Annotated in this window: 27 protein-coding genes and 5 pseudogenes; 26 read left to right on the top strand and 6 right to left on the bottom strand. The window is 66.4% G+C overall.

The genetic code is table 11. The features are described 5' to 3' along the window. Positions 1 to 39: 39 nt before the first annotated feature. The 8 genes and pseudogenes from ON20_RS30670 to ON20_RS37545 all read left to right on the top strand — a co-directional run bounded on the left by ON20_RS30670 (position 40) and on the right by ON20_RS37545 (position 3,957). On the top strand, positions 40 to 783 hold the full coding sequence (locus tag ON20_RS30670; RefSeq protein ID WP_040841523.1) for a hypothetical protein: 744 nt from the start codon (positions 40 to 42) through the stop codon (positions 781 to 783). 141 nt (positions 784 to 924) lie between these two features. After that, complete coding sequence (locus ON20_RS30665) at positions 925 to 1,857, top strand: ATP-grasp domain-containing protein (protein WP_245547583.1); 933 nt, start codon at positions 925 to 927, stop codon at positions 1,855 to 1,857. Further along, positions 1,812 to 2,174, top strand: coding sequence for a CocE/NonD family hydrolase (locus tag ON20_RS39525; RefSeq protein ID WP_245547582.1), 363 nt, complete (start codon positions 1,812 to 1,814; stop codon positions 2,172 to 2,174). The genes ON20_RS30665 and ON20_RS39525 overlap by 46 nt, the downstream gene beginning before the upstream one ends. 8 nt (positions 2,175 to 2,182) lie before the next feature. Next, a pseudogene (locus ON20_RS41170) lies at positions 2,183 to 2,842 on the top strand (CocE/NonD family hydrolase); the annotation flags it as partial. Between the two features lie 19 nt (positions 2,843 to 2,861). After that, positions 2,862 to 2,945 (top strand): annotated as a pseudogene (locus tag ON20_RS40770) (hypothetical protein); the annotation flags it as partial. Between the two features lie 246 nt (positions 2,946 to 3,191). Next, positions 3,192 to 3,464 (top strand): hypothetical protein, encoded by a 273-nt coding sequence (locus ON20_RS39520; RefSeq protein WP_245547580.1) that lies wholly within the window; start codon positions 3,192 to 3,194, stop codon positions 3,462 to 3,464. An 87-nt stretch (positions 3,465 to 3,551) separates the two neighbouring features. After that, positions 3,552 to 3,788: pseudogene (locus ON20_RS30655) on the top strand (DUF3140 domain-containing protein); the annotation flags it as partial. A gap of 22 nt (positions 3,789 to 3,810) precedes the next feature. Beyond that, on the top strand, positions 3,811 to 3,957 hold the full coding sequence (locus ON20_RS37545) for a hypothetical protein (RefSeq protein WP_086009110.1): 147 nt from the start codon (positions 3,811 to 3,813) through the stop codon (positions 3,955 to 3,957). Between the two features lie 476 nt (positions 3,958 to 4,433). Here the strand turns inward: ON20_RS37545 and ON20_RS30650 are convergent, their stop codons facing one another. Next, a complete protein-coding gene (locus tag ON20_RS30650; protein WP_040841522.1) occupies positions 4,434 to 5,786 on the bottom strand; it encodes an NAD(P)/FAD-dependent oxidoreductase in 1,353 nt (450 codons plus the stop codon). Between the two features lie 215 nt (positions 5,787 to 6,001). Between ON20_RS30650 and ON20_RS30645 the strand changes: the two genes are divergently transcribed. The 4 genes from ON20_RS30645 (at position 6,002) to ON20_RS30630 (ending at position 8,966) form a co-directional block, all read left to right on the top strand. Further along, on the top strand, positions 6,002 to 7,099 hold the full coding sequence (locus tag ON20_RS30645; protein ID WP_040841520.1) for an NAD-dependent epimerase/dehydratase family protein: 1,098 nt from the start codon (positions 6,002 to 6,004) through the stop codon (positions 7,097 to 7,099). Positions 7,100 to 7,279: 180 nt separating this feature from the next. Then, the gene (locus ON20_RS30640; protein WP_083865539.1) at positions 7,280 to 7,705 is read left to right on the top strand and encodes a DUF4383 domain-containing protein; all 426 of its coding nucleotides are present in this window, start codon (positions 7,280 to 7,282) and stop codon (positions 7,703 to 7,705) included. 107 nt (positions 7,706 to 7,812) lie between these two features. Then, entirely contained in the window at positions 7,813 to 8,247 is a 435-nt protein-coding gene (locus ON20_RS30635) for a phage holin family protein (protein ID WP_040841580.1), read from the top strand. Continuing rightward, positions 8,244 to 8,966, top strand: a complete 723-nt coding sequence (locus ON20_RS30630; protein ID WP_040841518.1) for a DUF3618 domain-containing protein — start codon at positions 8,244 to 8,246, stop codon at positions 8,964 to 8,966. The genes ON20_RS30635 and ON20_RS30630 overlap by 4 nt, the downstream gene beginning before the upstream one ends. Here the strand turns inward: ON20_RS30630 and ON20_RS30625 are convergent. Then, positions 8,963 to 10,150, bottom strand: a complete 1,188-nt coding sequence (locus ON20_RS30625) for a zinc-dependent alcohol dehydrogenase (RefSeq protein WP_040841517.1) — start codon at positions 10,148 to 10,150, stop codon at positions 8,963 to 8,965. The two genes, ON20_RS30630 and ON20_RS30625, sit on opposite strands and share 4 nt — an antisense overlap. Before the next feature lie 287 nt (positions 10,151 to 10,437). On the opposite strand from ON20_RS30625, the gene ON20_RS30620 reads away from it, so the two are divergent. The 4 genes from ON20_RS30620 to ON20_RS30605 all read left to right on the top strand — a co-directional run bounded on the left by ON20_RS30620 (position 10,438) and on the right by ON20_RS30605 (position 12,749). Next, the gene (locus ON20_RS30620; protein ID WP_040841578.1) at positions 10,438 to 10,623 is read left to right on the top strand and encodes a DUF2795 domain-containing protein; all 186 of its coding nucleotides are present in this window, start codon (positions 10,438 to 10,440) and stop codon (positions 10,621 to 10,623) included. A gap of 43 nt (positions 10,624 to 10,666) precedes the next feature. Beyond that, the gene (locus ON20_RS30615; protein ID WP_040841577.1) at positions 10,667 to 11,134 is read left to right on the top strand and encodes a DUF6098 family protein; all 468 of its coding nucleotides are present in this window, start codon (positions 10,667 to 10,669) and stop codon (positions 11,132 to 11,134) included. Between the two features lie 66 nt (positions 11,135 to 11,200). Continuing rightward, on the top strand, positions 11,201 to 12,079 hold the full coding sequence (locus tag ON20_RS30610; protein ID WP_083865518.1) for an SDR family oxidoreductase: 879 nt from the start codon (positions 11,201 to 11,203) through the stop codon (positions 12,077 to 12,079). Beyond that, positions 12,072 to 12,749, top strand: a complete 678-nt coding sequence (locus ON20_RS30605) for a catalase family protein (RefSeq protein WP_040841515.1) — start codon at positions 12,072 to 12,074, stop codon at positions 12,747 to 12,749. Before ON20_RS30610 ends, ON20_RS30605 begins: the two co-directional genes overlap by 8 nt. A 22-nt stretch (positions 12,750 to 12,771) precedes the next feature. Here the strand turns inward: ON20_RS30605 and ON20_RS37540 are convergent, their stop codons facing one another. Continuing rightward, positions 12,772 to 12,930: a hypothetical protein gene (locus ON20_RS37540; RefSeq protein ID WP_169332409.1), complete on the bottom strand. Its 159-nt coding sequence runs from the start codon at positions 12,928 to 12,930 to the stop codon at positions 12,772 to 12,774. 120 nt (positions 12,931 to 13,050) lie between these two features. Beyond that, a complete protein-coding gene (locus tag ON20_RS30600) occupies positions 13,051 to 13,611 on the bottom strand; it encodes a CGNR zinc finger domain-containing protein (protein ID WP_040841513.1) in 561 nt (186 codons plus the stop codon). Positions 13,612 to 13,698: 87 nt separating this feature from the next. On the opposite strand from ON20_RS30600, the gene ON20_RS30595 reads away from it, so the two are divergent. After that, positions 13,699 to 14,655 carry an alpha/beta fold hydrolase gene (locus ON20_RS30595; protein ID WP_245547579.1) on the top strand — a complete coding sequence of 319 codons (957 nt, stop codon included), beginning with the start codon at positions 13,699 to 13,701 and terminating at the stop codon, positions 14,653 to 14,655. 424 nt (positions 14,656 to 15,079) lie between these two features. Next, positions 15,080 to 15,508 carry a hypothetical protein gene (locus tag ON20_RS30590; protein ID WP_218002712.1) on the top strand — a complete coding sequence of 143 codons (429 nt, stop codon included), beginning with the start codon at positions 15,080 to 15,082 and terminating at the stop codon, positions 15,506 to 15,508. 70 nt (positions 15,509 to 15,578) lie between these two features. On the opposite strand, the gene ON20_RS30585 is transcribed toward ON20_RS30590, so the two are convergent. Beyond that, complete coding sequence (locus tag ON20_RS30585) at positions 15,579 to 16,286, bottom strand: hypothetical protein (protein WP_051163658.1); 708 nt, start codon at positions 16,284 to 16,286, stop codon at positions 15,579 to 15,581. Positions 16,287 to 16,590: 304 nt separating this feature from the next. Further along, complete coding sequence (locus tag ON20_RS30580; protein ID WP_040841511.1) at positions 16,591 to 17,697, bottom strand: type III PLP-dependent enzyme; 1,107 nt, start codon at positions 17,695 to 17,697, stop codon at positions 16,591 to 16,593. Positions 17,698 to 17,833: 136 nt separating this feature from the next. Between ON20_RS30580 and ON20_RS40765 the strand changes: the two are divergent. The 8 genes and pseudogenes from ON20_RS40765 to ON20_RS33725 form a co-directional block, all read left to right on the top strand. Beyond that, positions 17,834 to 18,073 (top strand): annotated as a pseudogene (locus tag ON20_RS40765) (acyl carrier protein); the annotation flags it as partial. Positions 18,074 to 18,190: 117 nt separating this feature from the next. Continuing rightward, positions 18,191 to 19,471, top strand: a complete 1,281-nt coding sequence (locus ON20_RS30575) for a condensation domain-containing protein (RefSeq protein ID WP_040841510.1) — start codon at positions 18,191 to 18,193, stop codon at positions 19,469 to 19,471. A gap of 13 nt (positions 19,472 to 19,484) precedes the next feature. Beyond that, positions 19,485 to 21,059, top strand: a complete 1,575-nt coding sequence (locus ON20_RS30570) for a (2,3-dihydroxybenzoyl)adenylate synthase (protein ID WP_051163657.1) — start codon at positions 19,485 to 19,487, stop codon at positions 21,057 to 21,059. 416 nt (positions 21,060 to 21,475) lie between these two features. Beyond that, on the top strand, positions 21,476 to 22,468 hold the full coding sequence (locus ON20_RS30565; RefSeq protein ID WP_040841509.1) for an NADPH:quinone oxidoreductase family protein: 993 nt from the start codon (positions 21,476 to 21,478) through the stop codon (positions 22,466 to 22,468). 277 nt (positions 22,469 to 22,745) lie between these two features. After that, a pseudogene (locus ON20_RS39515) lies at positions 22,746 to 22,829 on the top strand (sigma factor); the annotation flags it as partial. Positions 22,830 to 22,965: 136 nt separating this feature from the next. Next, positions 22,966 to 23,649 carry a sigma factor-like helix-turn-helix DNA-binding protein gene (locus ON20_RS30560; RefSeq protein WP_245547578.1) on the top strand — a complete coding sequence of 228 codons (684 nt, stop codon included), beginning with the start codon at positions 22,966 to 22,968 and terminating at the stop codon, positions 23,647 to 23,649. Between the two features lie 596 nt (positions 23,650 to 24,245). Then, positions 24,246 to 24,953, top strand: coding sequence for a DUF8017 domain-containing protein (locus ON20_RS30550; RefSeq protein WP_218002711.1), 708 nt, complete (start codon positions 24,246 to 24,248; stop codon positions 24,951 to 24,953). Positions 24,954 to 24,982: 29 nt separating this feature from the next. After that, positions 24,983 to 26,005: a hypothetical protein gene (locus tag ON20_RS33725; protein ID WP_051163656.1), complete on the top strand. Its 1,023-nt coding sequence runs from the start codon at positions 24,983 to 24,985 to the stop codon at positions 26,003 to 26,005. The last annotated feature ends 1 nt before the right edge of the window (position 26,006 follow it).

The following is a 26,006-nucleotide window of genomic DNA, read 5'->3' as shown; positions in this document are numbered from 1 at the left end:
CTCGTTTCGGATCGATGTTCGCCGCCTAGCGTCGTCACTATGGACGAAGGACCGACCGATGCCGGCCCCGGTGAGGTCGTCCCGCCCGCCGGCGCTTCCACGCCGGGCGACCGCCTGCCCTGGTATTGGGTTTTCGACGGTCGGGAGCTGCATCCGTTCGCCGCGCCGACGTTCGTGCTCCCGGCGACCGACACCTTCAGCCTAGGGATGTCGAACAGACCGGCCGCCACCCCGGCGAAGGACCCCGACCTCGGGGACTCCCCGCCGTCGCCGGTCGAGCCCGTGGTCCGGAATGCCGAGGCCGAGGACACCGCCACCGATGACGACCGGCACTGTCGGGACCGCACCGGTCGGCGAACGAGCGGCGCCGCGATGAGTGCCTTCCCGACCTCCTATGCGACCGATGGACGCCGCACCGCGCTGTATCTCCTGTCGGGGGTCATGGCGGTGTGTGCGGTGATCGGCGCTCTCGGCCTGGCCGTCGGGTTGGTCGAAGCCGATGCCCGCATCCCCTTCCGCGGCTCGCCGGTGGGCGCGCTCCTACTCGCACTGATCGTGGCCGTACCCATGTCCTGGACGTCGGTCGGCGCGGCCCGAAGGAATCCGCTGGCGCCGATGCTGGCGTTGACCAGTGGTCTGCTGCTGGTCGGATGGATCGCCGCCCAGTGGGTGCTGGTCGGTACCGCGGGCAGCCTGCAGCCGGTCTATGCGATGGCCGGGTGTGCGGTCGCCGCGCTCGGTATCGCGCTCGGCAGACCCCGCCGTGCCGAACGACCGCGGTAGCCGCGCGTGCGCGCCGGTGGGTTCGAGGGAACCCCGCGCTGTCCCGGCCCGGCCTACGGCCCCATGGGGAGCAGTTCTGCTCGGATGCCTTGGAGCGTTATGTTTCGGTGATCGGAGCGAGGCAATACCGCAGAAATGACGGTGAACATCTTTGTACCCGGTCTCACGTCGCTCCAGCGGCAGGAGATCGAAACGGTCGATATCCCGGAGCTTCGACTGCACGGGCTGCTCGACTACGAGTCATTGGTCTCCGCCGAAGAATTCGATTTCGATGAACTTCTCGAACGGGCCCGCGCCGAACTGCGGGCGTTTGACGGCAGTATCGATGCGATCATCGCCCACTGGGATTTCCCCACCAGTGTTCTCGTCCCGATCCTCGCGGCCGAGTACGGTCTGCCATCGCCCACCCTCGAGAGTGTGATCCGCAACGAGCACAAGCTGTGGAGTCGGGTCCTGCAATCGGAAGTCGTGCCCGAGTGCGTGCCGAAGTTCTGCGCGTTCGACCCCTTCGATCCGGACGCTCTGGAACGGATCGACATCCCGTTCCCCTTCTGGGTCAAACCGATCAAGGCCCACTCGTCGCAGCTGGGGGTGGAGGTGGCCGACGCCGAACAGTTCGCGGAAGCGATCGCCGCCATCCGAAAGGAGATAGGCAGGATCGCCGACCCGTTCGACCAGGTGCTTTCCCGGGTGGAACTCCCGGAGGAGGTCCGCGTGGCCGGGGGCCGCACCTGCCTGGCCGAAGAGGTCGTCACCGGCACCCAGGTCGCCCCGGAGGGCTCGATATTCCAGGGCGAATACCACGTGCACGGGGTGTTCGACATGCGCAAGGACGAAACAGGCCACAGCTTCTGCCGGCTCGACTATCCGGCGTGCAGTGTGCCCGAAGAGATCCAACAGCGGGTGATCGACCTCACCGAGCGCTATCTGCGGCACGTCGGATACGACAACGGCTGCTTCAACTCGGAGTTCATGTGGGACGCCGAGACCGATACGAGATACGTGAAATCGAGAACGTCTTCATCCCGATGCGCGACGGGGTGCGGCTGGCGGCACGCATCTGGCGGCCGGTAACCGACGAACCGCTGCCGGCGGTGTTCGAGTGCATCCCGTATCGCAAGCGCGACCTCACCCGGGCCCGTGACGCGCTCAACCACCCCTACCTGGCCGGGCACGGCTACGTCGCCGTCCGAGTGGATCTGCGCGGCAGCGGCGATTCCGACGGTGTGCTCACCGACGAGTACCTGCCCACCGAGCACGCCGACGCCTGCGATGTCATCGAATGGCTGGCCGCGCAGCCGTGGTGTGACGGCAATGTCGGCATGATGGGGATATCTCCTGGGGCGGTTTCAACAGCCTCCAAGTGGCCGCGCAGCGGCCGCCCGCGCTGAAGGCGATCATGAGTGCCTCCGCCACCGAGGACCTCTACGTCGACAATATGCACTACATGGGCGGATGCCTGTTGTCGGACAACCTGTCCGAGGCGACGGTGATGTTCGCGTTCAACAGTATGCCGCCCGATCCGGCCATCGTCGGTGACCGCTGGCGCGAGATGTGGCACGAACGGCTGGCGGGCAGCGGGCTGTGGATCGATCAGTGGCTCGAGCACCAGCACCGGGACGACTACTGGAAACGTGCCTCGGTCAACGAGGACTACAGTGCGGTGCACTGCCCGGTCCTGACCGTGGGCGGGTGGGCCGACGGCTACACCAACGCGATCTTCCGGCTGCTCGAACACCTCGACGTGCCGCGGTTGATCGGGCCCTGGGGCCACAAATACCCGCACCTGGGGATTCCCGGGCCCGCGATCGGCTTCCTGCAGGAATTGGTGCGCTGGTGGGACCACTGGCTCAAAGGCCGCGACACCGGGATCATGGACGAACCGATGCTGCGGGCCTGGATGCAGGACAGCGTCTCGCCCCAATCCTCGTATGCGGACCGGCCCGGCCGGTGGGTGGGCGAGCCGAGTTGGCCCTCGCCGAATATCCGGCCTCACCGCTACACCCTCGACCGCTGGTCGCTGACCGAGAACCCCGATGAGGTGACACCGCGCCGGCTGCGGGTGCAGTCGCCGCTGAGTGTGGGCATGTTCGCCGGTAAATGGGCACCGTATCCGGCTCTCGCTGTCCTCGTCGTATTGGCCGCTGGCGTGGCCGTCACCGGAACCGGTCATGCTCTCGGTGCGCACGGGCGCCAGTACGCTGACCCTGCCGCAACGCCCCCCGAGTGCCGAGGACGACCGGCTGCACCCGTTCGAGCCGCCGGAGGCCGCGCCTGTGATGCCGGCCACCCGCCTGCAGCCCGGCGAACACCACTGGAAGGTCGAACGGGACCTGGCCACCGGTGTCTCCACCCTGGAGATCAAGAACGACCAGGGCACCATCCGGCTCGACGACATCGGCACCGTGGTGCGGCGCGCCACAACCGAGTGGTTCAGTTTCCGCGGTAACGACGTCGACTCCGTCCAGGGCGAAACGCACACCGTGCGCCGCCTCGAACGCGACGACTGGCGGACCGAGGTCGTCACCCGGACCGTTCTGCGCTGCACCGCCTCGGAGTTCGTGATCGACGCCCAGTTGGACGCGTTCGAACTGGGCGGGTCCCGAGCCGACCCGCGGACCGCGCAGCAGCGGGTGTACTCGCAGAACTGGCACCGCAGAATCCCCCGCAAACTGGTGTGACACCGGATGCCCGGCGCCCGCGCCACCCATGCGCCGAGGTTTGGCGCATTACGGCGCGGGTAGTCGCCGGGCACCGAAGGCGCGAACGCCCGCGCCGAGACGGAACCGGACCGCTCCGGGCCGGAGATCGGCCGGCATATCCTGGCGATCCTCGGCAAACGCCGGACCGATCTGGACACAGACGATATTGCGGTGATGCGCACAGCGGTGGACGAGATCACCGCCGCACGGGGGCCGGAGTCCGACCTCGAGCCGCGGGCCGGCAAGGACGAGTGGCGGCGTCGCCTCATGTCGTTGGGGCACGATCCTCTCCTCCCGTTGTGAATCCCGGAGCCGGAGGTTTTCGATGAGTGAACGGCATGATTCCGACCAACCCGAGAACCGGTACGACCCGGAGCAGGACCCCGACGCCGATCCCGAAATGCTGCAGCCGGAACGAGTACGGCCCCAGCCGGATCAGGCCGAGGGTGAAGAAGAACCGGATCAGGGTTGAGCCGCCCGGAACCACACCGATCGCCCTGTCCGGCAGTTGTCCACCGCGCTCGGCCCCCGGTTGGCGGGGTGGCCGTCGCGGCGCTCGTCGTGCTCGCGGTATGGGTCATCACGGGCCATAGCCTGTGGGAGCGCGCGGAGCCGACGGTGCACGGTCCCGGACTCCCGCTGAGCAACGCCGGGACCGTCGCCACCGTCGCCGTCGGCACGGGCGTGTTCTTCGCGGCTCTGCTCCTGCTCACCCTCGCCGGTGTCGCGCTCGTCATCCCACCCGACTATCCGGGCGCGGTGCCGAGCCGCTCCACGGGTATCGGCGACTATCCGACGATCGCGTTGATGGCGAGCGTCCTCGGCACCGTGGCGGGCGCCGTCGGATCGGGGCCGGCGGACGACACCACCGTTCGCAAGGCCACCTACGGGACCGGGAGCGGGAACGCCGGCACCGGGCCGAGCAGGATCAGCGGGCCCGAACCGGTATCAGGCAGAACGCCCCGCTGCGGACGCCCGCTCGGGTTCGCGGGGGATCCCTTCGCTCGAATGGAACCCGGCCTCGTCGGAACTGACCAGCCCGAGCAGCGACAGCGGGCGTGCGCTCACCAGATTCGTGAGATAGGCCGACATGATCGCCCACCGGTTGGCTCCCCGGGGCACCACCAGCAGGTGGTAGCCGCGCGTCACGGCCTTGGCGGGCAGACCCGACATGTGTACACCGAGCGGATTGGCCACCGCGAATCCGGGACCGAGATCGACCACCAGGCCCATATCCCGGTGTTTATAGTTCCGGGTCCGGCCGACCCCGAGGCTCGCCGCGACATTGCACGCGACGGTCCGGCCCTGCCGCACCGCGTGCTGGGCGGTGGGCGGGGTGATCTTCCCGGGCTGGGTGAGGTCCGGCACGGCCGCGGCATCACCGGCGGCGAAGACATGCGGATGGCCCGGCACGCTCAGATCGGCTTCCACCTCGAGCCTGCCGCGGTTCAACGGCAGCCCGAGACCTTCGAGCATGGGAGCGCCCGTCACGCCGGTGACCCAGGCGACGGTGTGGGTGCCGACGGTCGTGCCGTCGGTCAGGGTGACCTCGTCCTCGGTGAGGCGGTTCAGCGTGGTGCCGAGTCGGATATCGATCGCGCGTCGGCGCAGCACCTCCAGGGCTTTCGCACTCAGTTTCGGTCCCACCTCCGGCATCACCCGGTCGGCGGTATCGAGCAGCAGGAAGCGCACCGCCGACGGGTCCAGGTCGCGCTGCCGGGTGTACGTATCGGCGAGGGCACGTAATTGGGAGACCAGTTCGGTGCCCGCGTAGGACGCCCCCACCACGACCACGGTCCGCCGTGCCTGGCGACGCACCGGATCCGGCTCTTGGTCGGCGAGCTCGAGCTGGTGCAGAAAATGCTCGCGGATATACAACGCCTCCGCGACGGTTTTCAGCCCGCGGGCGTGCTCGGCGAGGCCGGGAATGTCGAAGAGCCGGGTCACCGAGCCGGGTGTGAGGACCAGACGGTCCCAGTGCATCGTGGCTATCTCGGGCGCGCAATCGGTGACCGTGATCGTCTGCGCGTCGAAGTCGACCGATTCGACCCGTCCCATGCGGTACTGGACACCGGGCAGCGTATTGGCCAGCGGGATCGCCACATAGCGTGGGTCGACCAGCCCGCCGGCCACCTCCGGCAGCAGCGGCGTGTACAGCATGTAGTTGTGCGGCGAGACCATCACGATCTCGACATCCGGCGCCTTGGCGGCGAGCCGCTTCCACAGACCACGCGCGCATTCGTAGCCGGCGAAGCCGCTACCCACCACGATCACGCGCTTGCGCTGTCGTGCGTCCGGCATATGGGTTCCCCTTTCGGCATCGGTCGGTTCCGCGCGGACTACCCGCGTTCGTGCCGCTCAAACCTGGGAACGGGGTCGACGCCCGGCCCGGCCCACCCGTTCGCCCGGCGAGTCCGCGGTATTTCCCTCGTCCCGCGCTGTGTCGCCGACGCGGGCCGGGGTATGCCGCCGCACGGCGACCGACAGCCGCCACGGCGACCAACAGAGGAGGACAGATGCGAGTGGTAGTGGTGGGGGCGACAGGCAATGTGGGAACCGCGGTCCTCGACGCCCTGGCCGACTTCCCGGAGGTGACGTCGATCCTGGGTGTGGCCCGCCGCAAGCCGAGCCACACCCGGGAGAGTACGCAGCGTGCCGGGGTCGAATGGGTGAGTGCGGATATACGCTCCGGTGACCTCACGACACTGTTTCGCGGCGCGGACGCCGTCGTCCACCTGGCGTGGCTGTTCCAGCCGACCCACCGGCCCCTGGACACCTGGAGCGTCAATGTGACCGGTACGTCACGAGTCCTGGACGCCGTGGCGCAGGCCCGGGTGCCCGCCCTGGTCCACGCTTCCTCGGTGGGGGCCTACTCGCCGCGGGACGGCGACGTGCCCGTCACGGAGGATTGGCCGACCGAGGGCTGGGCCGCCGCCTCCTACATGGTGGAAAAGTCCTATGTGGAGCGGCTTCTCGACATCTTCGAGGGTGAGCATTCCGAATGTCGGGTGGTGCGGATGCGGCCCGCGTTCAGTTTCCAGAACACGTCGGCGAGCGAGCAGCGACGCCTCTTCGCCGGGCCTTTCACGCCGAATCCGCTGCTGCGACCCGGACGGCTGCCCGTACTGCCGTACCCGCGCGGGCTGAGGTTGCAGGTCGTGCACAGCGCCGACGTGGGGCGCGCCTATGCCCTGGCGATTGTCGGGGATGCGCGCGGACCGTTCAACCTGGCCGCCGATCCGGTGCTCGACCGCGAGACGATCGGTGGCCTGCTGCGGGTCCGCACGGTCACCGTACCGGCCGGGTTCTTCCGCGCCGCCTGTTCGCTCGGATGGCGGCTGCGGCTGCTGCCGGCGACTCCGGACCTGTTCGACGGGATGATGCACCTGCCGATCATGGATACGACCCGCGCCAACCGGGAGCTGGGCTGGAGCCCTCGGTTCGATGCCGTGGACACGCTCACGCGGTTCCTGGAAGCCTTCGCCGACGGTGCCGGCGGGGACACTCCGCCGCTCGATCCCGCCTCGGGTGGTGTCCTGCGCTATCGCGAGATCGTGTCGGGGGTGGGGCAGCGCGATCCGGTGGATCGGTTCGCGGTCCAGGGCGCCCACTGAGGGCGCGATCCGCACGTCGGACATGTTTGTCGAACACATCTGCGGGCACCCGGCCCACGTCCGAGGTTGCGCTGTGAAACAGTTCGCGGTCGCAGCCGCGTGGAGACGAAAGGACGAATTCTCGTGTCGAACCGCTACAGCAACGCAGTGACGACGCGTTCGCCGGTGCAGTTGGCCGCCATGGCGGTCGGGGCGGTATTCCTGCTGGTCGGCGTGGCAGGATTCATCCCCGGTATCACCACCGACTACGACACCCTCGAATGGGCGGGCTACCATTCCGACGCCCAGCTGCTGGGCCTGTTCCAGGTCTCGGTACTGCACAATCTCGTGCATGTGCTCTTCGGCATCGTCGGTCTGGCCGCCGCGTCCACCGTGGCCGCGTCCCGCATGTTTCTGATCATCGGCGGCGTGATCTACCTCCTGCTGTGGATCTACGGTCTGGTCGTCGACAAGCACAGCGCCGCCAATTTCGTTCCGCTCGATACCGCCGACGACTGGCTGCACTTCGGGCTCGGAGTCGGGATGATCGCCCTGGGCGCTCTCCTGCCGAGGCAGGTGAGGCCGAGCACCGGTCTGTCCGGACAGCAGCCCGGAATCATCGAGTAGCGGTACGGCCCGCCGCGGGTCGGCGGGCCGCACCATGCTCTCGCGCGGGGCTGTCGAAGCACGGATCGTGCGGAGAGATCGATTGAGGAGACAACACCATGGTCAACATGGCACACAGGTACGAGGGGGCACATCGCGTCGACGGGGACGCCTCGGCGGATAGACGTTCGATCGCCGAACTCGTCGACGACGCCACCACCCAGCTCGGCCGGCTGGTGCGTGACGAGATCCGGCTGGCCCGGATCGAAACGATGGACAGGACAAAGGGAATCGCCAAGGGCGCGGGCCTGGCCGGCGCCGCGGGAGTGCTCGCGTTCTACGGAGGTGGGGCGTTGATCGCCGCCGCCGTGCTGGCCTTGGCCCTGGTCCTGCCCGCATGGGCATCGGCGCTGATCGTCGGCGCGGCGCTGCTGCTGGTGGCGGGGGTGCTGGGAGTGGTCGGAAAGAAGAACGTCACCGACGCCGCACCGCCGATACCGAGCCGGACCGCCGAGGAAGTTCGCACCGATCTGGAAACCATTACGAGCGGGAGGCGATCATGACCCACACCGGACGGGACGGGGACCCGAACGAACCGGAGCTTCTGCGGGAGGACCGGGACCGACTGCGCCGCGAACTCGGCCAGACCGTCACGGAACTGAGCGACAAATTCGATGTCCGCGCCCGCGCCGAGGAGAAGGCACACGATATCGCGGAATCGGGCCGGCATCGGGTCCGGGAAGCGAAACACGGTGCCCTCGAGACCGCAGACCAGGCCCGCGAGCGTGCCCATGAGCTGATCGTTCGCGCCGAATCCGCGGCACCGGCACCGGTGGTCGACCGCACCCGGCAACTGGCCGACGCCACCCGCGCGCGGCCGGTGACGGTCCTCGCCGGCGGGGCTTCGGCCGCGGTACTCGGGTGGCTCATCGTCCGCCGGCTCATGCCGCAGCGGCGTGCCGCGGCGGAGCGGCGGGCGCGGGGGGCCGCTCGACGGTCCGCGAGTACACGCCGTCGGCTCGAGGCGCAGCGGCACAGGAGCCGGCAGGCCGCCGAGCGTCGGCGTATCCGAAGCCGCGGGCGCGCGATCGTCGGCCGAACCGTGAAGCCGGTCGGCCGTGTGGTGTCGATGAGCCGCGCGACCACCCCGCTCGGTGTCGGCACCCTGCTCGCCGCGGGCGCCAAGCGGCGCGCCGACGTGAAGCGTGCCCGGGCGAAGGGCGCCGGCGCCGGGCGCGCCGACGCCAAGCGGGCTGCGCGCCGAGCGGGGGATAAGCGCTAGGCGGCCGGGTCGAGTATCACCTTGACCGCGCCATCGGTTTTGCTCTGGAACATCCGGTAGGCGTCCGGGGCCGACGACATCGGCAGCCGGTGTGTGGCGAAGTGTTCCACGCCCAGCGGATCGCTGTCCTCGAGCAGCGGCATGATGTCGTCGGCCCACCGCTTCACATTGGCCTGACCCATCCGCAGCTGGACCTGCTTGTCGAAGAGGATCCGCATGGGCATCGGGTCCGTCATGCCGCCGTACACGCCGATAATCGAGATGGTGCCACCGCGCCGGACGATATCGATCGCGGTGTGCAGCGCGGCGAGACGATCCACGCTCACGGTGTTCATCGCGGGGCGGGCCACCCCACCGGGCAGGTAGGAGGTCGCGCGTTGGGCGACCGCCGCCAGCGGCGAACCGTGAGCCTCCATCCCGACCGCATCGATAACGGCGTCGGTACCGCGTCCGTCGGTGCGGTCGCGGATGGCGTCGGCCAGGCCGTCGCCCACCGATCGCAGGTCGATGGTTTCGATACCGCGGGCCGCGACCCGGGCCATCCGTTCGGGCACCAGGTCCACGCCGATCACCCGCAGTCCCCGATGCGCCGCGATGCGGGCCGCCATATCACCGATAGGCCCCAGCCCCAGCACCGTCACCGATCCGCCCTCGGGAACATCCGCGTACTCCACGGCCTGCCACGCGGTGGGCAGCACATCCGACAGGAATAGATAGCGGGTATCGTCCGGGCCCTCGGGCACGCGAATGTGGGTGAAATCCGCGTGCGGTACCCGCATGTACTCGGCCTGCCCGCCCGGAACCTGGCCGTACAGTTTCGAATAGCCGAATAGCGCCGCCCCGCATCCGTGCTCCCGAACCTGGGTGGTCTCGCACTGGGTCATCAGCCCCTGCCGGCACATCACACAGCGGCCGCAGCTGATCTGGAAGGGCACCACCACCCGGTCGCCGACGGAAAGTGTCCGCACCTCGGAGCCGACTTCCTCCACGAGGCCGATCGGTTCGTGACCGAGCACATCACCAGGGCTCATATAGGCGCCGAGCAGTTCGTACAGATGTAGATCCGATCCGCAGATGGCCGTGGAGGTCACCCGGACGATCGCGTCGGTCGGTTCCTGGATCCGCGGATCCGGGACGTCGTCCACCGCCACATTCCGCTTGCCCTGCCAGGTCACAGCCTTCATACCTTGCCACCTTCCAGGCTCGACTGTCTCCGTGCCCGACATGTGGACCGTTCGCTGTTTCCGGGAACTTCCGTGAACGCGGAACGTCTCATCACCGCCGGGCTTGAACGCTCAGTGGCTACCCGGGGCCTATCTGGGCAAACGTGGCAGGTACCGGTGGTATCCGATCCGGTTCGGCGAACGGGGTTCAGCGAACGCCGAGGGGTAAGCGTCCGATGTCCACGTCTCCCCGACTCCGACCGGGGGCGCCGACCGAACCGAATCCGGGAAGGAGCTGTGCGAATCTCATGAGCCAGGTCAGTCCGATTCAGATCCAGAAGTTCCTCGGTGGTATCGACTACCCGTGTGATCGGGACGAGATCATCTCCACGGCAGAGGCGAACGGCGCCGACGACACTGTGCTCGACGCCCTCAACGCACTGCCCGATCGCACCTACGACGGCCCGAACGCCGTCAGCCAGGCCGTTTCCTAGTGCTTCGTTCTCCTCGGACGCCGGCGGGGACGGTCCATCCGCGATCCATCGGCGTGCCGCCGGCCGGTCGCCCGGCGCCGAGTTCCCGGTATTGCGTCGGTTGTCCGACGTGGTCGAGGTCATCACCGGCTCGCCGGACACGGTCTTTCTCCGTTATTCCCACGGGCCCGGCAAGGACACCGAAGGCGACCCCGTCAGCCGCGACTACGAGGCCGGTATCGATATGCCGGGCCTGTCGGTGAGCACCGTGGCACCCGAGGCGTGGTGGCCGCGCCCCGCGCAGGAGTGGGTGGCCCGCCGGATCCGTCAATATGCCGACCTCGGTGAGCAACAGGACCGTTACGCCTGGCTGCTCACCGGTCATATCGTCGGTTACGGCCCGGACCACGAACCGCTGCTCACCGATATCCGACCCCTCGCCCGCCTGGACGAGGCGGTCCTCGACGAGGCCGCCGATCTGTACCGGCGCCGGTTCGAGGTGGGTCAGGACTCCACCGACGGTGCCGAGTAGCTCTCCGATGGCGGTGATGGCGCGTTTGCCCGGTGTCACTTCGACGTGACCGGGTAGCCGGGCAGTATGCCTACTATCGCTCCCTTACCGAAAGAACGCATCAACCCCACGATGCGCGCCGTGGTAACCGGCTCCGACTCGGGAATCGGGCGCGCGATCGCCGTGGCTCTGGCCGGTGGCGGCGTGGACGTGGGAATCACCTACCACTCGGACGAAGCGGGTGCCGCCCACACCGCCGAACTGGTACGGGAACGTGGCGCGATCCCCGCGGTCCGCCGGCTCGACCTGGACGACCTGCCGACCAGCACGGCCGTCGTCGACGAACTCGCCGAGGAACTGGGCGGCCTGGATGTCCTGGTGAACTGCGCGGGCACCGGCTCGGCGCAGAAGGCGATGGACATGGAGTTCGACACCTGGCGCCATGTGCTGTCGGTCGACCTCGATGGGGCGTTCCTGTGCTCACAGCGCGCCGCGAAACATATGATCGACGCCGGTCGCGGCGGGCGGATCATCAATATCACCAGTGTGCACGAGCATGCGCCGAAGGTCGGAGCCGCCCCGTACTGCGCCGCCAAGGCCGGGCTCGGCGCTCTCACCAAAGTGCTGGCGCTGGAATTGGCCGAACACAACATCACCGTGAACTCCGTTGCCCCGGGCGAGATCTCGACACCGATGACCGGGCAGGAGGATGTCGACCCGCGCACCCAGCCCCGTCCGGGGCTGCCGCTGGGACGCCCCGGTCACGCCGATGAAGTCGCGTCCGTGGTGGCGTTCCTGGCCATGCCCGCCTCCGGATATGTGACCGGAGCGTCGTTCGTCGTCGACGGCGGCATGCTGCTCATGGGACCGCAGACCAGCCAACTGGTCGACAACGATGAATGGCGTGACCCGGGCGATTCCGGGCGCTCCGCCGAAACCGCTCGTCGAAAGGATTCCGATGCCTGATCTTCCCTCCGCCGTGGTGACAAATGTCTTCGATGTGCTCGCGCGCGTCCGGCACGCACGGGTCTTCCACCCGAACGGGATACCGCTCGCGGGCCGCTTCCGCGCCGTGCCCGCCTACGAACCGCTGTTCGGTTCGGGCGATCGGGCGGTGATCGGGCGCCTCTCGAAGGGCACCGGCCTCCCGAACGGTGTGCCCGATGTCCTCGGACTCGCCATCCGTATCCTCGACCGCGACGAAAACCCTTGGGATTTCGCCCTGGCCACCACCGGGCAGGGCAATATCACCCGCCTCGCGTTCACGGTCGCCCGCAGCTGGAAGAGCGCACGCTACGGCACCCTGTTGCCCTACCGACTCGGCGACGCGGGCCTGGCCTGGATCTTCGCCGAACCGGCCGCCGACCAGCCCGACACGCCCTCGCTGGAAGCGATGGAGGAGCACCTGCGCGAACACCTTGCCCTCTTCGAATTGAAGGCCGCGGGTCTCGGCTCCGCACCGGGCACGTTCGGTGAGCTGGCGTTGCGCCCGGCCGAGCCCGGCGAATATCGCACCGACTTCTTCGACCCCATGCTCAATCACCCCCCGGAGGTCGGTCTCGTCCCGAATTTCGTCGCGCGAGTCCGGGAACTCGCCTATACCGGCAGCCGCCACGGCCGCGGCGAGGAAAGCTGACAGGGGAGAAGCGCGGCGCCGGTCAGGCGTCGCGTTTTCTCCTGTCCTGCTCGTGCTTCGGTTTCCTTGTGTAGGCGCGGGCGGATCTCACGGGCCGGGCGGCATTCGAGCGCCGCATCTCGTGCCGGCGGCGCCACGCGGCCAGGTCCGGGCGTTCGGTGTTCTCGCGGGTGGTGTTCATACCGAAGAGCTCTTCTCGTGACGGATGCGTTCGATGCCACTCAACGCCTCACCGGATCTGCCGGCAACCGAATATCCTTGCCCGCGCGCCCGTCCGAGCCGATGTGTCGGACCACAGTTCTCAGCTCGTGCCCGGCTTGTGCCGCCGGTAGTAGCGAGCCACTCGGGTCCGGTTACCGCAGCGTTCCGGTGAGCACCACTGTCGGCGGGGGTGGGCGGCCAGGAACACCAGCACACAGTCTTCGGCGGCGCACCGCTTGAGCCGTTCGACAGCGGGATCGGTCAGCAGATCCACCGCCGCGTCCGCCAGGGCGGCGGCCAGACGGGCCCCCGGCTCACCGATACGCCGTGGTGTCTCGACAACGGACTCACCGTTCCATTCCGGCCGACGGACGGCCGGAGCCGCCGCCAGTACTCCTTCGAGTCCGCGCAGGGCCTTCTCGGGCGGACGTTCGCCGTGCAAAAGTGCCTCGACCGCGGCGGTGATGTGGTCTCGGACGGTATGTACCGCGGCGAGATCGCTGCGGGTAGGGGCGGGCAGCTGCTCCGGCAATCGTTCCGCCTGGAGGTCCAGCCAGGCCGCCAGCGCATGCGGGGTGCGCAACAGGTCCCCGCCGGCAGGGCGGGTGTTGACCAGATCCAGGGCCAGTGGCTCGCCGGTAAACGGTTCGGGATCACTCACGGTTCTAATGCTAACCGCACGAGTTGACGCATTAGACTTATCTCGGTATTACTAATGTCTCCTCTCCTTGAGAAAGCATGTGAAAAATTGATCGAGCTTCCCGTGGTCCGGCACGCCCATATCCATGTCGACGGTGTCGAGGTCTTCTACCGCGAATCCGTCCCGTCCCACCCCGACGCGCCGATCCTGTTGCTCCTACACGGTTTCCCCTCCGCTTCGCACCAGTTCCGCCGCCTGATCGATGCTTTGGGAACCGACTACCGCCTCATCGCCCCGGACTATCCCGGCTTCGGAAACACGGTCACGCCGGACGATTTCGTCTACGACTTCGACCGACTGGCCGACACCATCGAGGGATTCGTCCAACAGCTCGGACTGTCCCGCTTCGCCATGTACATCTTCGACTTCGGCGCTCCCGTGGGGTTACGACTCGCGCTCCGTCACCCCGAGTGGATCACCGGTCTCGTGATCCAGAACGGCAACGCCTACGAAACCGGGCTGTCGCAGACGGCACGGGATTTCATCGCCCTACGCCCCGACCGGGAAGGTGCCGAGGACACCATCCGCCGACTGTTCACCCTCGACGGCACCCGAGGTCAATATCGACATGGCGTCACCGACCCCGCGCCCCTCGCGCCGGACGGGTGGGCCCTCGATCAGCACTACCTCGATCTGCCCGGACGGGACCGTGCCCAACTCGCCCTCGCCTTCGACTACCACTCCAACCTGGCCGCCTACCCCGACTGGCAGTCCTGGCTGCGCCGATACACCCCGCCCGCACTGATCGTCTGGGGCGCCAACGACCCCTTCTTCCCGGCGGCGGGCGCCCACGCCTATCTGGCCGATCTCCCCGACGCCGAACTCCACCTGTTCGACACCGGCCACTTCGCTCTCGAAACCCACCTGCGCGAAATAGCGCCCCTCATCGCGACCTTCCTCGACGGCGTCCATGCCCTCGAGCCTCCCGCTCGTGGCCGAACCGCCCGAGTCCCCCCGTCCGTCACTCGAACACTCCTCACTCCTTCCGACGAAGCCATGCCGTGAAACTCGGAATCCTGTTCCGGCGGCTCGCCCTGGGCGTCACAGCAATCCTTGTCGCGCTCATCATGTCTCCCTTCTCACCGACACGCGGCGAGGTCCGGGCGTTGGTACTGCAACGACACTCGGTTCGGTAGCTTGCCGGGATAGTCGTGGATGTTGTTGCGGCGGAGCCCGAGCCGGTACAACCAGGATGACGAATACCGGCCGGGGCGCGTGTATTGTTTTGTCGGCCGGCAAGGTTCCGGCGCTGCTGCGACAACAGTCCGAACCGAGAGAGGACGAATCATTGGCTGTGCACCGTCAATGGGGAGCCATGGTCCTCGCCGGCGCCGTCATCGGCGCAGGCGCGCTTTTCGCGCAGAGTGGGATGAGCCCGGCTCCGGCGCATGCCGCCACGCCAATAATGACCTGCAAGGAGACAGGGAATGTGACCTGGCTGGGGCCCGGACTTGTGGCATGGCTGGGGCCGGGGATCGCGGGCGCGGCGGCAACCGCCGACTGGACGGCTACGGTCCTGTACAGCGACTGCTCCGGTCCCGCGGTCGAAGCCGGTAAACCATACCCCACGTACATGGTCCTGAACGGAACCGAAAAGATGCAATGCGAGGGTCCGACTACCGACCACAAGGGCACCGGCGAGTTGACGTGGTCCGACGGTACCACGAGCACGATCCGGGAAGACCAGATCAGTGCGACCATGTCAGGGGGCTCCGGCAAGGGAGAGTTTGCGGTCACCGCCGTGTCCGGAACGTTCGAAGGACACGAGATCGTTGAGGAAACCGCACTGATGTTCTCCGGCGGACTGTGCCCGGGAGTGACCACGGCAACATTCACCGGCGCCTTCACCATGTTCTGACGTGATCGGCGGGCACTCGTCCGCGGTACTGCACTACCTTCTCACCGCCCCGCGACCACGTCGAGCAGCGTCAGTCCCGAGTGCCGCAGTTCGGGCAGATCCCAACCGGCTCCGTCGCCGGCACCCGGCCGTGAACGCGTAACTCCAACCGTCGGTAGGGAATTGAGACGTCAGTGCGAAAAGTACGGAAATACAGTGCCGTGCAATCCTCGAACGAGTTGTATCCGCCGCCGTCGGGTAGTAGTCCGCCGTGCTCAACCAGCAGCGAAGTTACCTCCGCGACGATCACGTCGTCGGTCGTGTCGAGCTGCAGCGCAATATGCGACTCGTTGCGCCCCAACCGCTCACGTGCGGCGATCGGGGCCAGTTCCCCACCCGCGGCCATGGGCAGGGCGAACAGTTCGACCGTTGGAGAGTCGGTGTTGTCCGCGTGGTCGCGCACGTGAACCAGGGTGACGTCCAGGGCGTCGGCGTCCAGACCGTAACGGCGGCCGAGCCGGTCGCGTACCACCACGCTCGGGACCGGCTCGCCGACGGCCAGGCCCCGGCTGCGCAGCTCGGCAACCAAACCCTCGATCGACGCGGGGAAGACCAGAGCAGCCGCGTGCGCAACAACGGTATGCGCCGCCACCTCGGTCCGTTGCCGTTCGGTCAGCCTCGGAACCACAGCGGCGAGAACGGCCTCGACCACGGCACTCCGCGCGAACGACAGCGCATCATCGAGCAATGCCCGATCGGTTCGGTCGAGCTGCGTCGACGCCACCTGCGGGATTCCCATACCACTCCTCTGTTCGGATGCGAGCGGAACCTGTGCACGCACGCGGTCCCTGCGGATGCCCAGCCCATCGATCTGCGACTGTCCGCACTGCGCGACCCCGGATCGACGACCAGGGGTCCGCTCCGGCGACGATGGAATCACCGACGACCCCGGCCGAGCAATCACACGGAGCGGCCGGCCGAAAGCCGCTCACGGCCGCATCCTACGAGATCTATCACCACCGCGCCCGAATCGGAGGAGGCTCTTCGGAGCCCTCGACCTGTAGTAGGTTGACGGCATCGTTCGCCGGGGCACGGCCATCTCGCTACGTGCCGAGGACATGGACTGCCAAGGGTGGAAAACCGTTGAAGAACACCGACGAAAAGCTCGCCGTATAGGCGCCGGTATCAAGGATCCGCACGGGATCACCGGCTCGCAGCGTGGTCGGCAGAAGCACACGGGTGCGCTGATAGAGCACATCGTCTCCATGACAGGTTGGACCGGCGATCACCGTCTCGTCCGTGGGATCGCCGTCTCGACCCGTCTCTATTCGGTAAGCGATGTATTCGGTATCGATCATTCCGCTGTAGCGGCCGATATCCAGATACACCCAGCGCCGCCCGTCCGGCGCTGTGCGCACGTTCACGACCTCGGTGTGGATCACACCGGCGCTGCCCACCAGGGCGCGGCCGGGTTCCACCACCAGATCGGCGTGCTCCGGGAGGTGTTGCGCCGCCGCGGCGGCGATCACCGCACCCAGCTCGGTCAGCTCCGGAGCCGGGTCTGTATACGAAATCGGCAGGCCCCCACCGATATTCACAGAGCTAACCGGGATATCTTTGACGGCCGGTGCTTTCGCGATGCCGCCGGCCTGTTCGATGCCGATCCGCCAGGCGGCCGGATCCAACTGTTGCGAGCCTACATGGAAGCACGGTCCGGCCACCCGCAGCCCGAGATCGCGCGCCCGCACCAGCAGCCGCACCGCCTCACCGGGCGCACAACCGAATTTGGCGCCGAACGACACCCGCGACCGCGGCACCGAGGCCAGGAATCGGCATTCGACCTCCGCTCCCGGGGCGTGGGTGGCGATACGATCCAGCTCGTCCTCGGTGTCGAAGACATACCGGCGCACCCCCGCCGCGTATGCGGTGGCGATGTGGGACGCCTTCTTGATCGGATTGCCGTAGCACATGACGGCCGGGTCGACGCCCAGTCTCAGACACTGCTCGATCTCGCCGACGCCGGCGACATCGAACTCCGCACCCTCGTCGGCGAGCAGTCGTATGATCTCCGCTACCGGAGAGGCCTTGACCGCGAAACGGATTCGCGCCGCCGGCAAGGCGGATCGGAGTGCGTGGTAGTTGCTGCGCACCCGTTCGAGATCGATGACGAGGCAGGGCGACTCGGGTGCAGTGGAATCAATCGGAATCATGGTGGTTCACCATATGACCACCATGAGAAGCTGCCGGCGCGCGCTCGTGGTCGAAGCCGGTCGGTGTCGACGTCAGGGACCGATGGCTCCATGGCTCGTGCGACAATGGCGTCTGCCGTGAGAGAGGGTGCCGCCGATGGCTCACAGTGCGGGTAATGGTGACGGTTCCCGACAGGATCCGGTCGATAGAGCGCCGGAAATCGTATTGTGCGGGCTGTTCGCCGAGGTACTCGAGATCCCGAGTATCAGTCCATCCGACAGCTTCACCGAACTCGGAGGAGACAGTGTCCGAGCTATTGTGCTCACCGTGCGCGCCAGGGCTTTGGGCTTACCGCTCTGGACGGAGGATCTGGTAGCCGAGGGCACCCCTGAACGCCTCGCCGCCTTGGCGGCGGTCAGATCCTCGTGGCCTTCTTCGGCGCCTACGGATCGATCCGATCGACCGGCAGCAGGCGCGGGTCGGTCACGGACACTGTCGCCTCTGCAGCCGCACATGCTCGACGTTGTGGGGGTCTATGGCGCGGAGACCGAAGCCGTATTGCTCTACGTCGACATTTCGGGTGACCTCGACGTGCCGCGGCTGCGGGCGGCTGCGGAGCAGCTTCTTCAGCGACATCCGAACTGTCGCTCCGGATTTCACGTCGATTCGGGCGACGGCGGGTGGGTTCGCGAGGTCGACGCCGGAGTGCGACTGCCTTGGCGCTACTGCGACCTCGGCGAACAGGAAATCGATGAAGACGCCTTGCTGCGCAACGAACTGGTGTTGCGTTTCGATCCAACTCGCCCACCATTGTTCCGGATGATGCTCGTCAAGCGCGGGTACGCTCGATATCGCCTGGTCGTCACCCACAGCAACATTCTCTGGGACGGATGGTCCACCGGAATCCTCGCAGAAGAACTGGCAATGCTGTACGACGCTCCCGAAGGGACGACGACGGATGTCCATACCGATCCGTGCGACACCGATCCGTACGACGACTATCTACGCTGGCTTTCTCGACAGGATCATGAGAGCGCGGTCCGTGCATGGCAGCAAGTCCTGGCCGGGGTCGACCGGCCGACTATTCTCGCGAGCGCGGAACCGCCGGAATCCATCGGCTCGGCCGCCAAAATCGAGCTGACGCTACCGAATTCGGTCGGTCCCGATCTCGAGATCCGAGCACGCAACCTGGGAACTACGCTCAGTACGGCCGTCCAATGCGCCTGGGGTCTGACTATCGCGGAAACCGTTGGGAGCGACGACATCACTTTCGGATATACGACCTGCGGTCGTCCGGCGGCTGTTCCTTCGATCGATAGAGCGGTCGGACTGCTGATAAACGATGTTCCGATCCGTATGCGGATTTCCGATGGCGATACGACCGCAGGCCTGCTCGCGCAAATCCGAGATCAGCATGCCGAAATGCGCCGATACGAGTTCCTGGACTCGGACAGCATCCAGGGTGCCGCAGGATTTGTTCCACTGTTCGACACCCTGGTCGTCTTCCAGAACCTCATGCGGCCCACAGTATCCGCGAATCAACGATCGGGCATTCGGATCGACGACTATGGGATCATCGAGTCGATTCACTACGCGCTCGTACTCTACGCCTACTCAGGGGATCGCCTTTCCTTCGAGTTGTCCTATCATCCGAATGTTTTCAGCCGATCATTCGTCGACGATCTCTGCGAACGCTTCCGCCACTACATCGAATTGATCGCCGATCACGTCGACCGTTCCATTGCGTCGCCGGCCTCGGGAAATATCCACAGCCGTCGCTCCTATACTCAATAGTCGAGGAGTCCCGATGTGGCCGATCGAGTTCGCACAGTCCTACCGATCCGAAGGTTACTGGCGAGGAGAAACGTTCGGTGAGCTTCTCGCTCGACTGGCCGCTCGGCACGGTGATCGCACAGCCATCGTCGCCGATACCGTCCGTATCAGTTACGCCGAACTCGACGACCGGGCCGACCGATTGGCCGCGGGGTTGCTCGAATGCGGAGTTCGCCCCGGCGACCGAGTGGTCGTACAGCTGCCGAATGTCGTGGAGTTCTTCGACGTGATGTTCGCCCTGACCCGTCTCGGTGTAGTACCGGTCCTCGCGCTACCCGCGTATCGAGCAACCGAGATCGAGAACCTCTGCGAGGCGACGGCAGCGGTTGCCTACATAACGACAGATATCCCCGACGAATTCGAACATCGAATGTCGGCCCGTTCCGGCAGAACTGTTCTCGTTATCGTGGTGGGTGACCCCGGGGGAAATCTCGCGCTATCCGACCTCTACACGACCGCCCGCAAACTGCCCCCGGGGCCGGAGCCATGCGATATCGCGCTGCTGCTGTTGTCCGGTGGCAGCACCGGCGCACCGAAATTGATCCCACGCACACATGACGACTACCTGTACGGCGTTCGCGCCGGCGCACAGATCTGTGGCCTCGGATCCGACAGCGTTTATCTGTGCGTGCTTCCGGTGGCGCACAACTTTCCACTCGCATCACCGGGAGTTCTCGGCACGCTGTACTCCGGAGGGAAGGTCGTCCTCGCCGATCGTCCGGACCCGGACCTCGCGTTCGGCCTCATCCAGCGCGAACGCGTGACGATCACCGCTCTCGTGCCCTCGCTGGCTCTGGTCTGGCTCGAGGTCGCGGCCGCGATGGCGACAGATGTCTCCAGCCTGCAAATCCTGCAGGTCGGCGGCGCCAAGCTTTCGCCCGAAGTCGCACGGCGCATAGGCCCGACCTTCGACTGCCTGCTACAGCAGTCATACGGGATGTCCGAAGGACTTGTCTGCTATACGCGACTCGACGATTCGGACGAGATCATCACGACAACGCAGGGCAAGCCGATGTCACCGGCCGACGAAATCCGTATCGTCGACAGCCGCGACCTCGATGTACCACCAGGCGCCATAGGCCGGCTGCTGGCCAGAGGCCCGTCCACGATCAGGGAATACTGGAACGCCGACGAGCGGAATCGAACCGCGTTCACCCGCGACGGCTTCTACCGAACCGGAGACCTGGCACGCATCACAGCAGACGGCGATATCGTGGTCGAAGGCCGAGCCACGGACATGATCAACAGAGGGGGAGAGAAGATCGCCGCAGCCGAAATGGAACGCTATATCCGCGCCCACCCCGCTGTGTACGATGCGGCAGTCGTTGGCGTACCCGATCGATACCTCGGGGAACGCATCTGCGCATTCATCGCGACACATCCCGGTATCGAACCGCCCACCGCGGCGGAGCTGAACGGATTCCTTCGCGAACGTGGCCTCGCCGAGTTCAAGGTGCTGGATCGCGTCGAGTTCGTCGAAAGCCTGCCGACAACGGCGTTCGGCAAAATCGACAAAAAGCATCTTATGAGAATGCCCACGAATTCGTAGGAGGCATCGGTCATGCCGAACTGGTCAGCGCGTGGCAGTCACCGGCACGCGCGCCTGGCCAGATCTCTTTCACTCCGAACACGTTCCGACATGTGAACTCGCTGTCATCAGGAGCCCGAACTGTCGACAACCTCTGTCGGTTCATACCTGGGATGTCCTCGCTGATCCGGAGCGGGAGGACGTGCTCACGCCCGAGGGCCGACACGGCCTCACGCCGTTGCTCTGGTTCCGTGTCCTGCCGTATGGGGAGGTCAAGCCGAACATGAACGGCCGGCTTGCCCTCGGCGGCCGACGCGGTTCGGGGAGGCCGATTCCTTTTTGTGGTGGCCGGGGTCTACATGGTGAGAGGAGCGGCCCGCGCGGCGGGCCCCGTTCGCTCTCTCATGTCCGTCGAAAGTAAGAGAGGCTGATCGTCGATGAGCATTCCCGCGACCATGCGCGCGCTGCAGCAGACCTCCCTCGACGGCCCGCAGGATTCGCGGCTGATCACCGACGCGCCGGTGCCGAGCCCCGGCCCTGGCGAGGTCCTGATCCGGGTCACCGCCGCGGGCGTCAATTTCCGCGACATAATGCAGGCCCACGGCACGTCGCCGGATGGGCCGCGGCCACCGTATGTGGCGGGTTTCGAGGCCGCCGGTGAGATCGTCGCGGTGGGCGAGACGGTGACCGGCCCGCAACCGGGTGCTCACGTCGTCGGCGTCGGAGACGGTGCTTTCGCCGAGTACATGATCCTGCCCGCGGCCTCGGCGATGCCTGTGCCGCCCGGCTGGACCGATCAGCAGGCGCTGGGTCTGGTCGTGAACTGGCCCACCGCGCTGGCCGCGCTCAAGCCTCTCGGTGGCATCGCTGCAGGACAGACCGTACTGATCCACGCCGCGGCGGGCGGTACCGGCCAAGCCGCGGTCAGAATGGCCAAGCACTACGGTGCGACGGTCATCGCGACCGCCTCGCCGGCCGAGCACGACACGGTGCCGGCACTGGGAGCCGACCACGTCCTGGACTCCCTCGTCGGCGACCTCGCCGCCGAGGGGAGAAGGCTGACCGGCGGCAGCGGCGTCGACGTGGTCCTCGAGTCGGCCGACGGAACCACCTTCGCTGCCGGCCCTGCCGCAGCCAAACCGGTCACCGGCCGAGTCGTCGTCTACGGCGTGGCAGGCGGCGAAGCCCCGGTCACCAACTGGGAGCTGGTGTATAAGCACCAGGCCCACATCATCGGCCTCAACATCGGCGTGCTGATCCAGACCGCACCGCAGATCTTCGGTGAGCTCATGGACGAGCTGTCCGCGCTGATCGCGGCCGGCGTGCTCGCCCCGAGCGTGCCCACCGTGTACGACCTGGCCGACGGTCGGAAAGCGCTGATGGAACTGGAAGCCAGGTCCACCGTCGGCAAACTGGCCCTGCTGCCCTGAGACAAAGCCCTCGGTGTCGATGCGATGACACCGCGCACGAAGGTTCCCATGACAGGAGTTGAACAGACGAGGTTTGATTGCGCCCGCCGCCTCTGTGGAGCGGGTACCCGCATCGTCGATGGTGGCTGCGGCGGGGCCGGCGGCGTCGGCGCGCGGACCGCACCCGGACGTTTAGGCTCGCGACGTGACATCACATCTGCGGGCGGTACCGAATCGAGACCGGTTCACCGCCGAGACCGAGCGGTTCCGTCGGGAGCTGTTGGCGCGCTGTTACCGTATGGTCGGCTCGGCGCACGACGCCGAGGATCTGGTGCAGGAGACGTATCTTCGGGCATGGCGTTCCTATGCCGGATTCGAGGGGCGGACGTCGATTCGGTCCTGGCTCTACAAGATCGCCACCAACGTCTGCCTGACAGCGTTGGAGCCGCGCCCGATTCGGGTGCTGCCCTCGGGTTTGGCCGGTCCGTACGACGGACCCGATCGTCCGCCGAGTCCCGTTGTGCCGGGCGAGGTCTCGTGGCTGGGAACCGCTGCCGGACGCATGGATCGCCCCGCCCACCGACGATCCGGCAGCGGTGGTGGTCGCGCGCGAGTCGCTGCGGTTGGCGCTCATCGCGAGCCTGCAGCACCTGCCCGCCCGTCAGCGTGCGATCCTCATCCTGCGCGAGGTGCTGGCATTCTCCGCTGCCGAGACAGCAGAGATCCTCGGCACCACCACGGCGGCGGTCAAGAGCGGCCTGCAGCGCGCCCGCGCCCGGCTGGACGAACTGGAGCCGGAGCCCGAGAAACTGCTCGAACCGACCGACCAACGGGCCCGCGCGCTGCTCGACGGCTACATCGCAGCCTTCGAGCGCTCCGACGCCGGCCTGCTGGAACAGGTGCTGCGCACGGACGCCACCCTCGAAGCGACGCCATTCCGCGAATGGCAGGCGGGCCGGACGAACTGTATCCATATGCTCGACGCGTACGTGTTGTGCACACCGGGCGACTGGCGGATGATCGCCACCACCGCCAATGGTCAGTCCGCCGCTGTCGTATACCGCCGGGACGCGGACGGCGCGCTCCGAGCCGACGGCGCCGTGGTGCTGGCCCCCACCATCACTGGCGTCTTCTGTGTGATCAAGTTCCACGATCCCGCGCTGGTCGCGACGTTAGGCTTCCCGGACGTGTTCACGCACTGACCCGCCTACCGGTACAGCCCGAGCCTGGCCTGCTCGAAGCTTCAGACTCCCGACGCTGACCCGTGCGATGTGTGGATCGGCGCCCGTGGTCCAGCCGAAGGCGTACGACGCGAGTTCGCTATGGGGACCGATGAACTCGCCGAACGCCCGGCGGTCGATGCCGATCGCATCCGGTGTGGGAGCCTCGACGAGCTTGCCGGGGATGACTTGCACATTCACGTTGGCGGTCGCCTACCGCAGGAGCAGCCGATGATTCGTGCTGTGACCACCCACGCGTGGTCCCCGTTTGATGATCAGTACGGGCATTGTTACCCTTCGGCCGAGACGCAGTAATGGTTTTCGGGGGGATAACAGTTGGCAGTGACGACAGTGCGCCTCGTCCGATCGGACGGTTGCTCTCGAATGAAGTCCGGTGTGTACCTCCATGGGCTCCGTTCCCTGCACCGCGAGACAGATAGTGCCCACCCACACCGAAGTGCTCCGGGCCGGTGAGTGACCGGTCGAACCGGCCGCTACACGGCCGGACGGCAACAGCCGCCGTGCGCCTCGGGGCTGCCATGGCGACGATCACGGTTGCCATGGCCACGCTGATCTCCGTGAGTGTTCTGTCCGACCGTTCCGAATCAGAGGCAGAACTGCCGGTATCGAGCACTCCCGAGTCGCTACCGGTGATGACGACCCCGAGTCCGACACCGCCACTGGGTCTGCCGCAGATCGACTGGCCACCGCCGAAAATCGATGTGCCGCCCGGATCACCGCAGCCCATCGCCACAAAATATGGAATCACCTATGACATCCCGGCGGACTGGCTCAATATGCACAAGTTCATCGCCGGTTGGGAGAACAAGCGCGGCGAGATCGCTCGGTACAGCTCTATCGGTCAGTTCGGCAAGGGCTACTGCTCCGATGCGCCCCACGAGCCGCTGGCGATGACCGGGGTAACCGAGCGGAACGGGGCCGATCTCGAGACAGCTGCTCGTGACCAGGCCCACCTCGCGAAGCGGGTTTTCGCCTCGCGCAGCGGAATGTACGAGCCCGAGGCCGATTACACCGGGCCCACGCCGATCGTCGTGGCGGGCCGTGCCGCTGTGCGATACACCGCCATCGTCACCGACATACCGGTGGACGATTCCTGCAGGCCGCCCGCCGCACGGTTCGATGTCATCGCTGTCCCGGCGTATGCCACGGCAGCGGTAATGATCTTTATGATCGAACTACATCAAGGATTGCCGAACTCCCCCCACTCGGCAGTTGCCGATCAGATAGTCGCCTCCTTGCGACCGAGTGAAGGCTTCGGTTCGTGATGAGCTTCGGAAGGGAATGTTTCTAGGATATGACGTTTCAGGTTTCGGTCGAAGACCTGTTCGGCATGGGTAATTTGGCTAGCACACTGGCGCAGGTCGAGCGTGAAGCAAAAACCGTGGCGAATTCCCCGTCGAATTTCCCGTACACGGAATCCTACAAAACCAGCGGGGGAATCAATGTCCCGGGGTTGATCGAAGTTGCCCGTATCGACGAGGTGGTTTCCATGTTCGCCACCAAGATGGCGTCACGACTGACGAGCCGTTCCGGTGGTCTGGACCATATTGCATTCGAGCTGAAACGCGCTGCCTGGCGCTACAGTTCGACGGATCGCACGACTGCCGACCAGCTTGCGGATGCGCACTCTGGTATCGAGAACTACGGTGGCCACACCGGCTATAACGTCGACCCCATGGCGAATGCCACGGAATTCCCTGCGGCAGATGTACCGGATACCTCGCTACCGGCTCATAAGGAAACCGATGTACGTGCGATAATCAGCGCGAGCGAAGGGATTCTCACCGACCTCGATACGTATATCCAGCAGGGTACCAAGTGGCTCCACGATAACGTCACGCATAGTGGTAACAAGGATGGATGGAGCCCGCTCGAGCAGGTCGTCGGGCCGCTGCTCGGGAACTGGGCAGAATTGGAGCGGGCCGGTGAATGTTTCAGCAAGGCCGGGACCGCCTCGGAGGCCGTAGCCGCCACGTTCACCGCCGGAAACGGGCAACTGGGCCGTAGCTGGCAAGGCGAAGCTGCCGACGGCTATCACGACTATGGTGACCGCTTGGCAAAGGCTATGGACTGGGAAGGGCCCATAGGCCGCATCGCCGAAGCTGTTCTGGTAGCGACTTCGGAGCAAGCGCAGGCCGCCGCGACTTCCCTGTTGACCTATCTCAATACAAAATTCCAGGAAGTCATCATCGACCGGGGACTGCGGACCCTGCTGGAGACAGCGGTGACAAAGCTGGCTCCCGGAATAGGCTGGTTCAGTCTGATTCGAGATATCGGTAAATGGTACGACCTCGGCACGGACATCTGGAATATATGAA

This window comes from Nocardia brevicatena NBRC 12119, assembly GCF_000308495.1.
GTDB lineage: Bacteria > Actinomycetota > Actinomycetes > Mycobacteriales > Mycobacteriaceae > Nocardia > Nocardia brevicatena.
Note: the sequence above shows the minus strand (reverse complement) of the source record. Positions and strands in the feature narration are given on the sequence as shown.

Bases quoted from the DNA above. Each gene is read 5' to 3' on its own strand.
- ON20_RS30580 (WP_040841511.1), bottom strand. From the start codon at position 17,697: ATGATTCCGATTGATTCCACTGCACCCGAGTCGCCCTGCCTCGTCATC.
- ON20_RS30585 (WP_051163658.1), bottom strand. From the start codon at position 16,286: ATGGGAATCCCGCAGGTGGCGTCGACGCAGCTCGACCGAACCGATCGG.
- ON20_RS30570 (WP_051163657.1), top strand. From the start codon at position 19,485: ATGTGGCCGATCGAGTTCGCACAGTCCTACCGATCCGAAGGTTACTGG.
- ON20_RS37540 (WP_169332409.1), bottom strand. From the start codon at position 12,930: ATGAACACCACCCGCGAGAACACCGAACGCCCGGACCTGGCCGCGTGG.
- ON20_RS39525 (WP_245547582.1), top strand. From the start codon at position 1,812: ATGCGCGACGGGGTGCGGCTGGCGGCACGCATCTGGCGGCCGGTAACC.
- ON20_RS37545 (WP_086009110.1), top strand. From the start codon at position 3,811: ATGAGTGAACGGCATGATTCCGACCAACCCGAGAACCGGTACGACCCG.
- ON20_RS30635 (WP_040841580.1), top strand. From the start codon at position 7,813: ATGGCACACAGGTACGAGGGGGCACATCGCGTCGACGGGGACGCCTCG.
- ON20_RS30625 (WP_040841517.1), bottom strand. From the start codon at position 10,150: ATGAAGGCTGTGACCTGGCAGGGCAAGCGGAATGTGGCGGTGGACGAC.
- ON20_RS30565 (WP_040841509.1), top strand. From the start codon at position 21,476: ATGAGCATTCCCGCGACCATGCGCGCGCTGCAGCAGACCTCCCTCGAC.
- ON20_RS30650 (WP_040841522.1), bottom strand. From the start codon at position 5,786: ATGCCGGACGCACGACAGCGCAAGCGCGTGATCGTGGTGGGTAGCGGC.
- ON20_RS30640 (WP_083865539.1), top strand. From the start codon at position 7,280: ATGGCGGTCGGGGCGGTATTCCTGCTGGTCGGCGTGGCAGGATTCATC.
- ON20_RS33725 (WP_051163656.1), top strand. From the start codon at position 24,983: ATGACGTTTCAGGTTTCGGTCGAAGACCTGTTCGGCATGGGTAATTTG.
- ON20_RS30605 (WP_040841515.1), top strand. From the start codon at position 12,072: ATGCCTGATCTTCCCTCCGCCGTGGTGACAAATGTCTTCGATGTGCTC.
- ON20_RS30630 (WP_040841518.1), top strand. From the start codon at position 8,244: ATGACCCACACCGGACGGGACGGGGACCCGAACGAACCGGAGCTTCTG.
- ON20_RS30620 (WP_040841578.1), top strand. From the start codon at position 10,438: ATGAGCCAGGTCAGTCCGATTCAGATCCAGAAGTTCCTCGGTGGTATC.
- ON20_RS30610 (WP_083865518.1), top strand. From the start codon at position 11,201: ATGCCTACTATCGCTCCCTTACCGAAAGAACGCATCAACCCCACGATG.
- ON20_RS30645 (WP_040841520.1), top strand. From the start codon at position 6,002: ATGCGAGTGGTAGTGGTGGGGGCGACAGGCAATGTGGGAACCGCGGTC.
- ON20_RS30575 (WP_040841510.1), top strand. From the start codon at position 18,191: ATGCTCGACGTTGTGGGGGTCTATGGCGCGGAGACCGAAGCCGTATTG.
- ON20_RS30670 (WP_040841523.1), top strand. From the start codon at position 40: ATGGACGAAGGACCGACCGATGCCGGCCCCGGTGAGGTCGTCCCGCCC.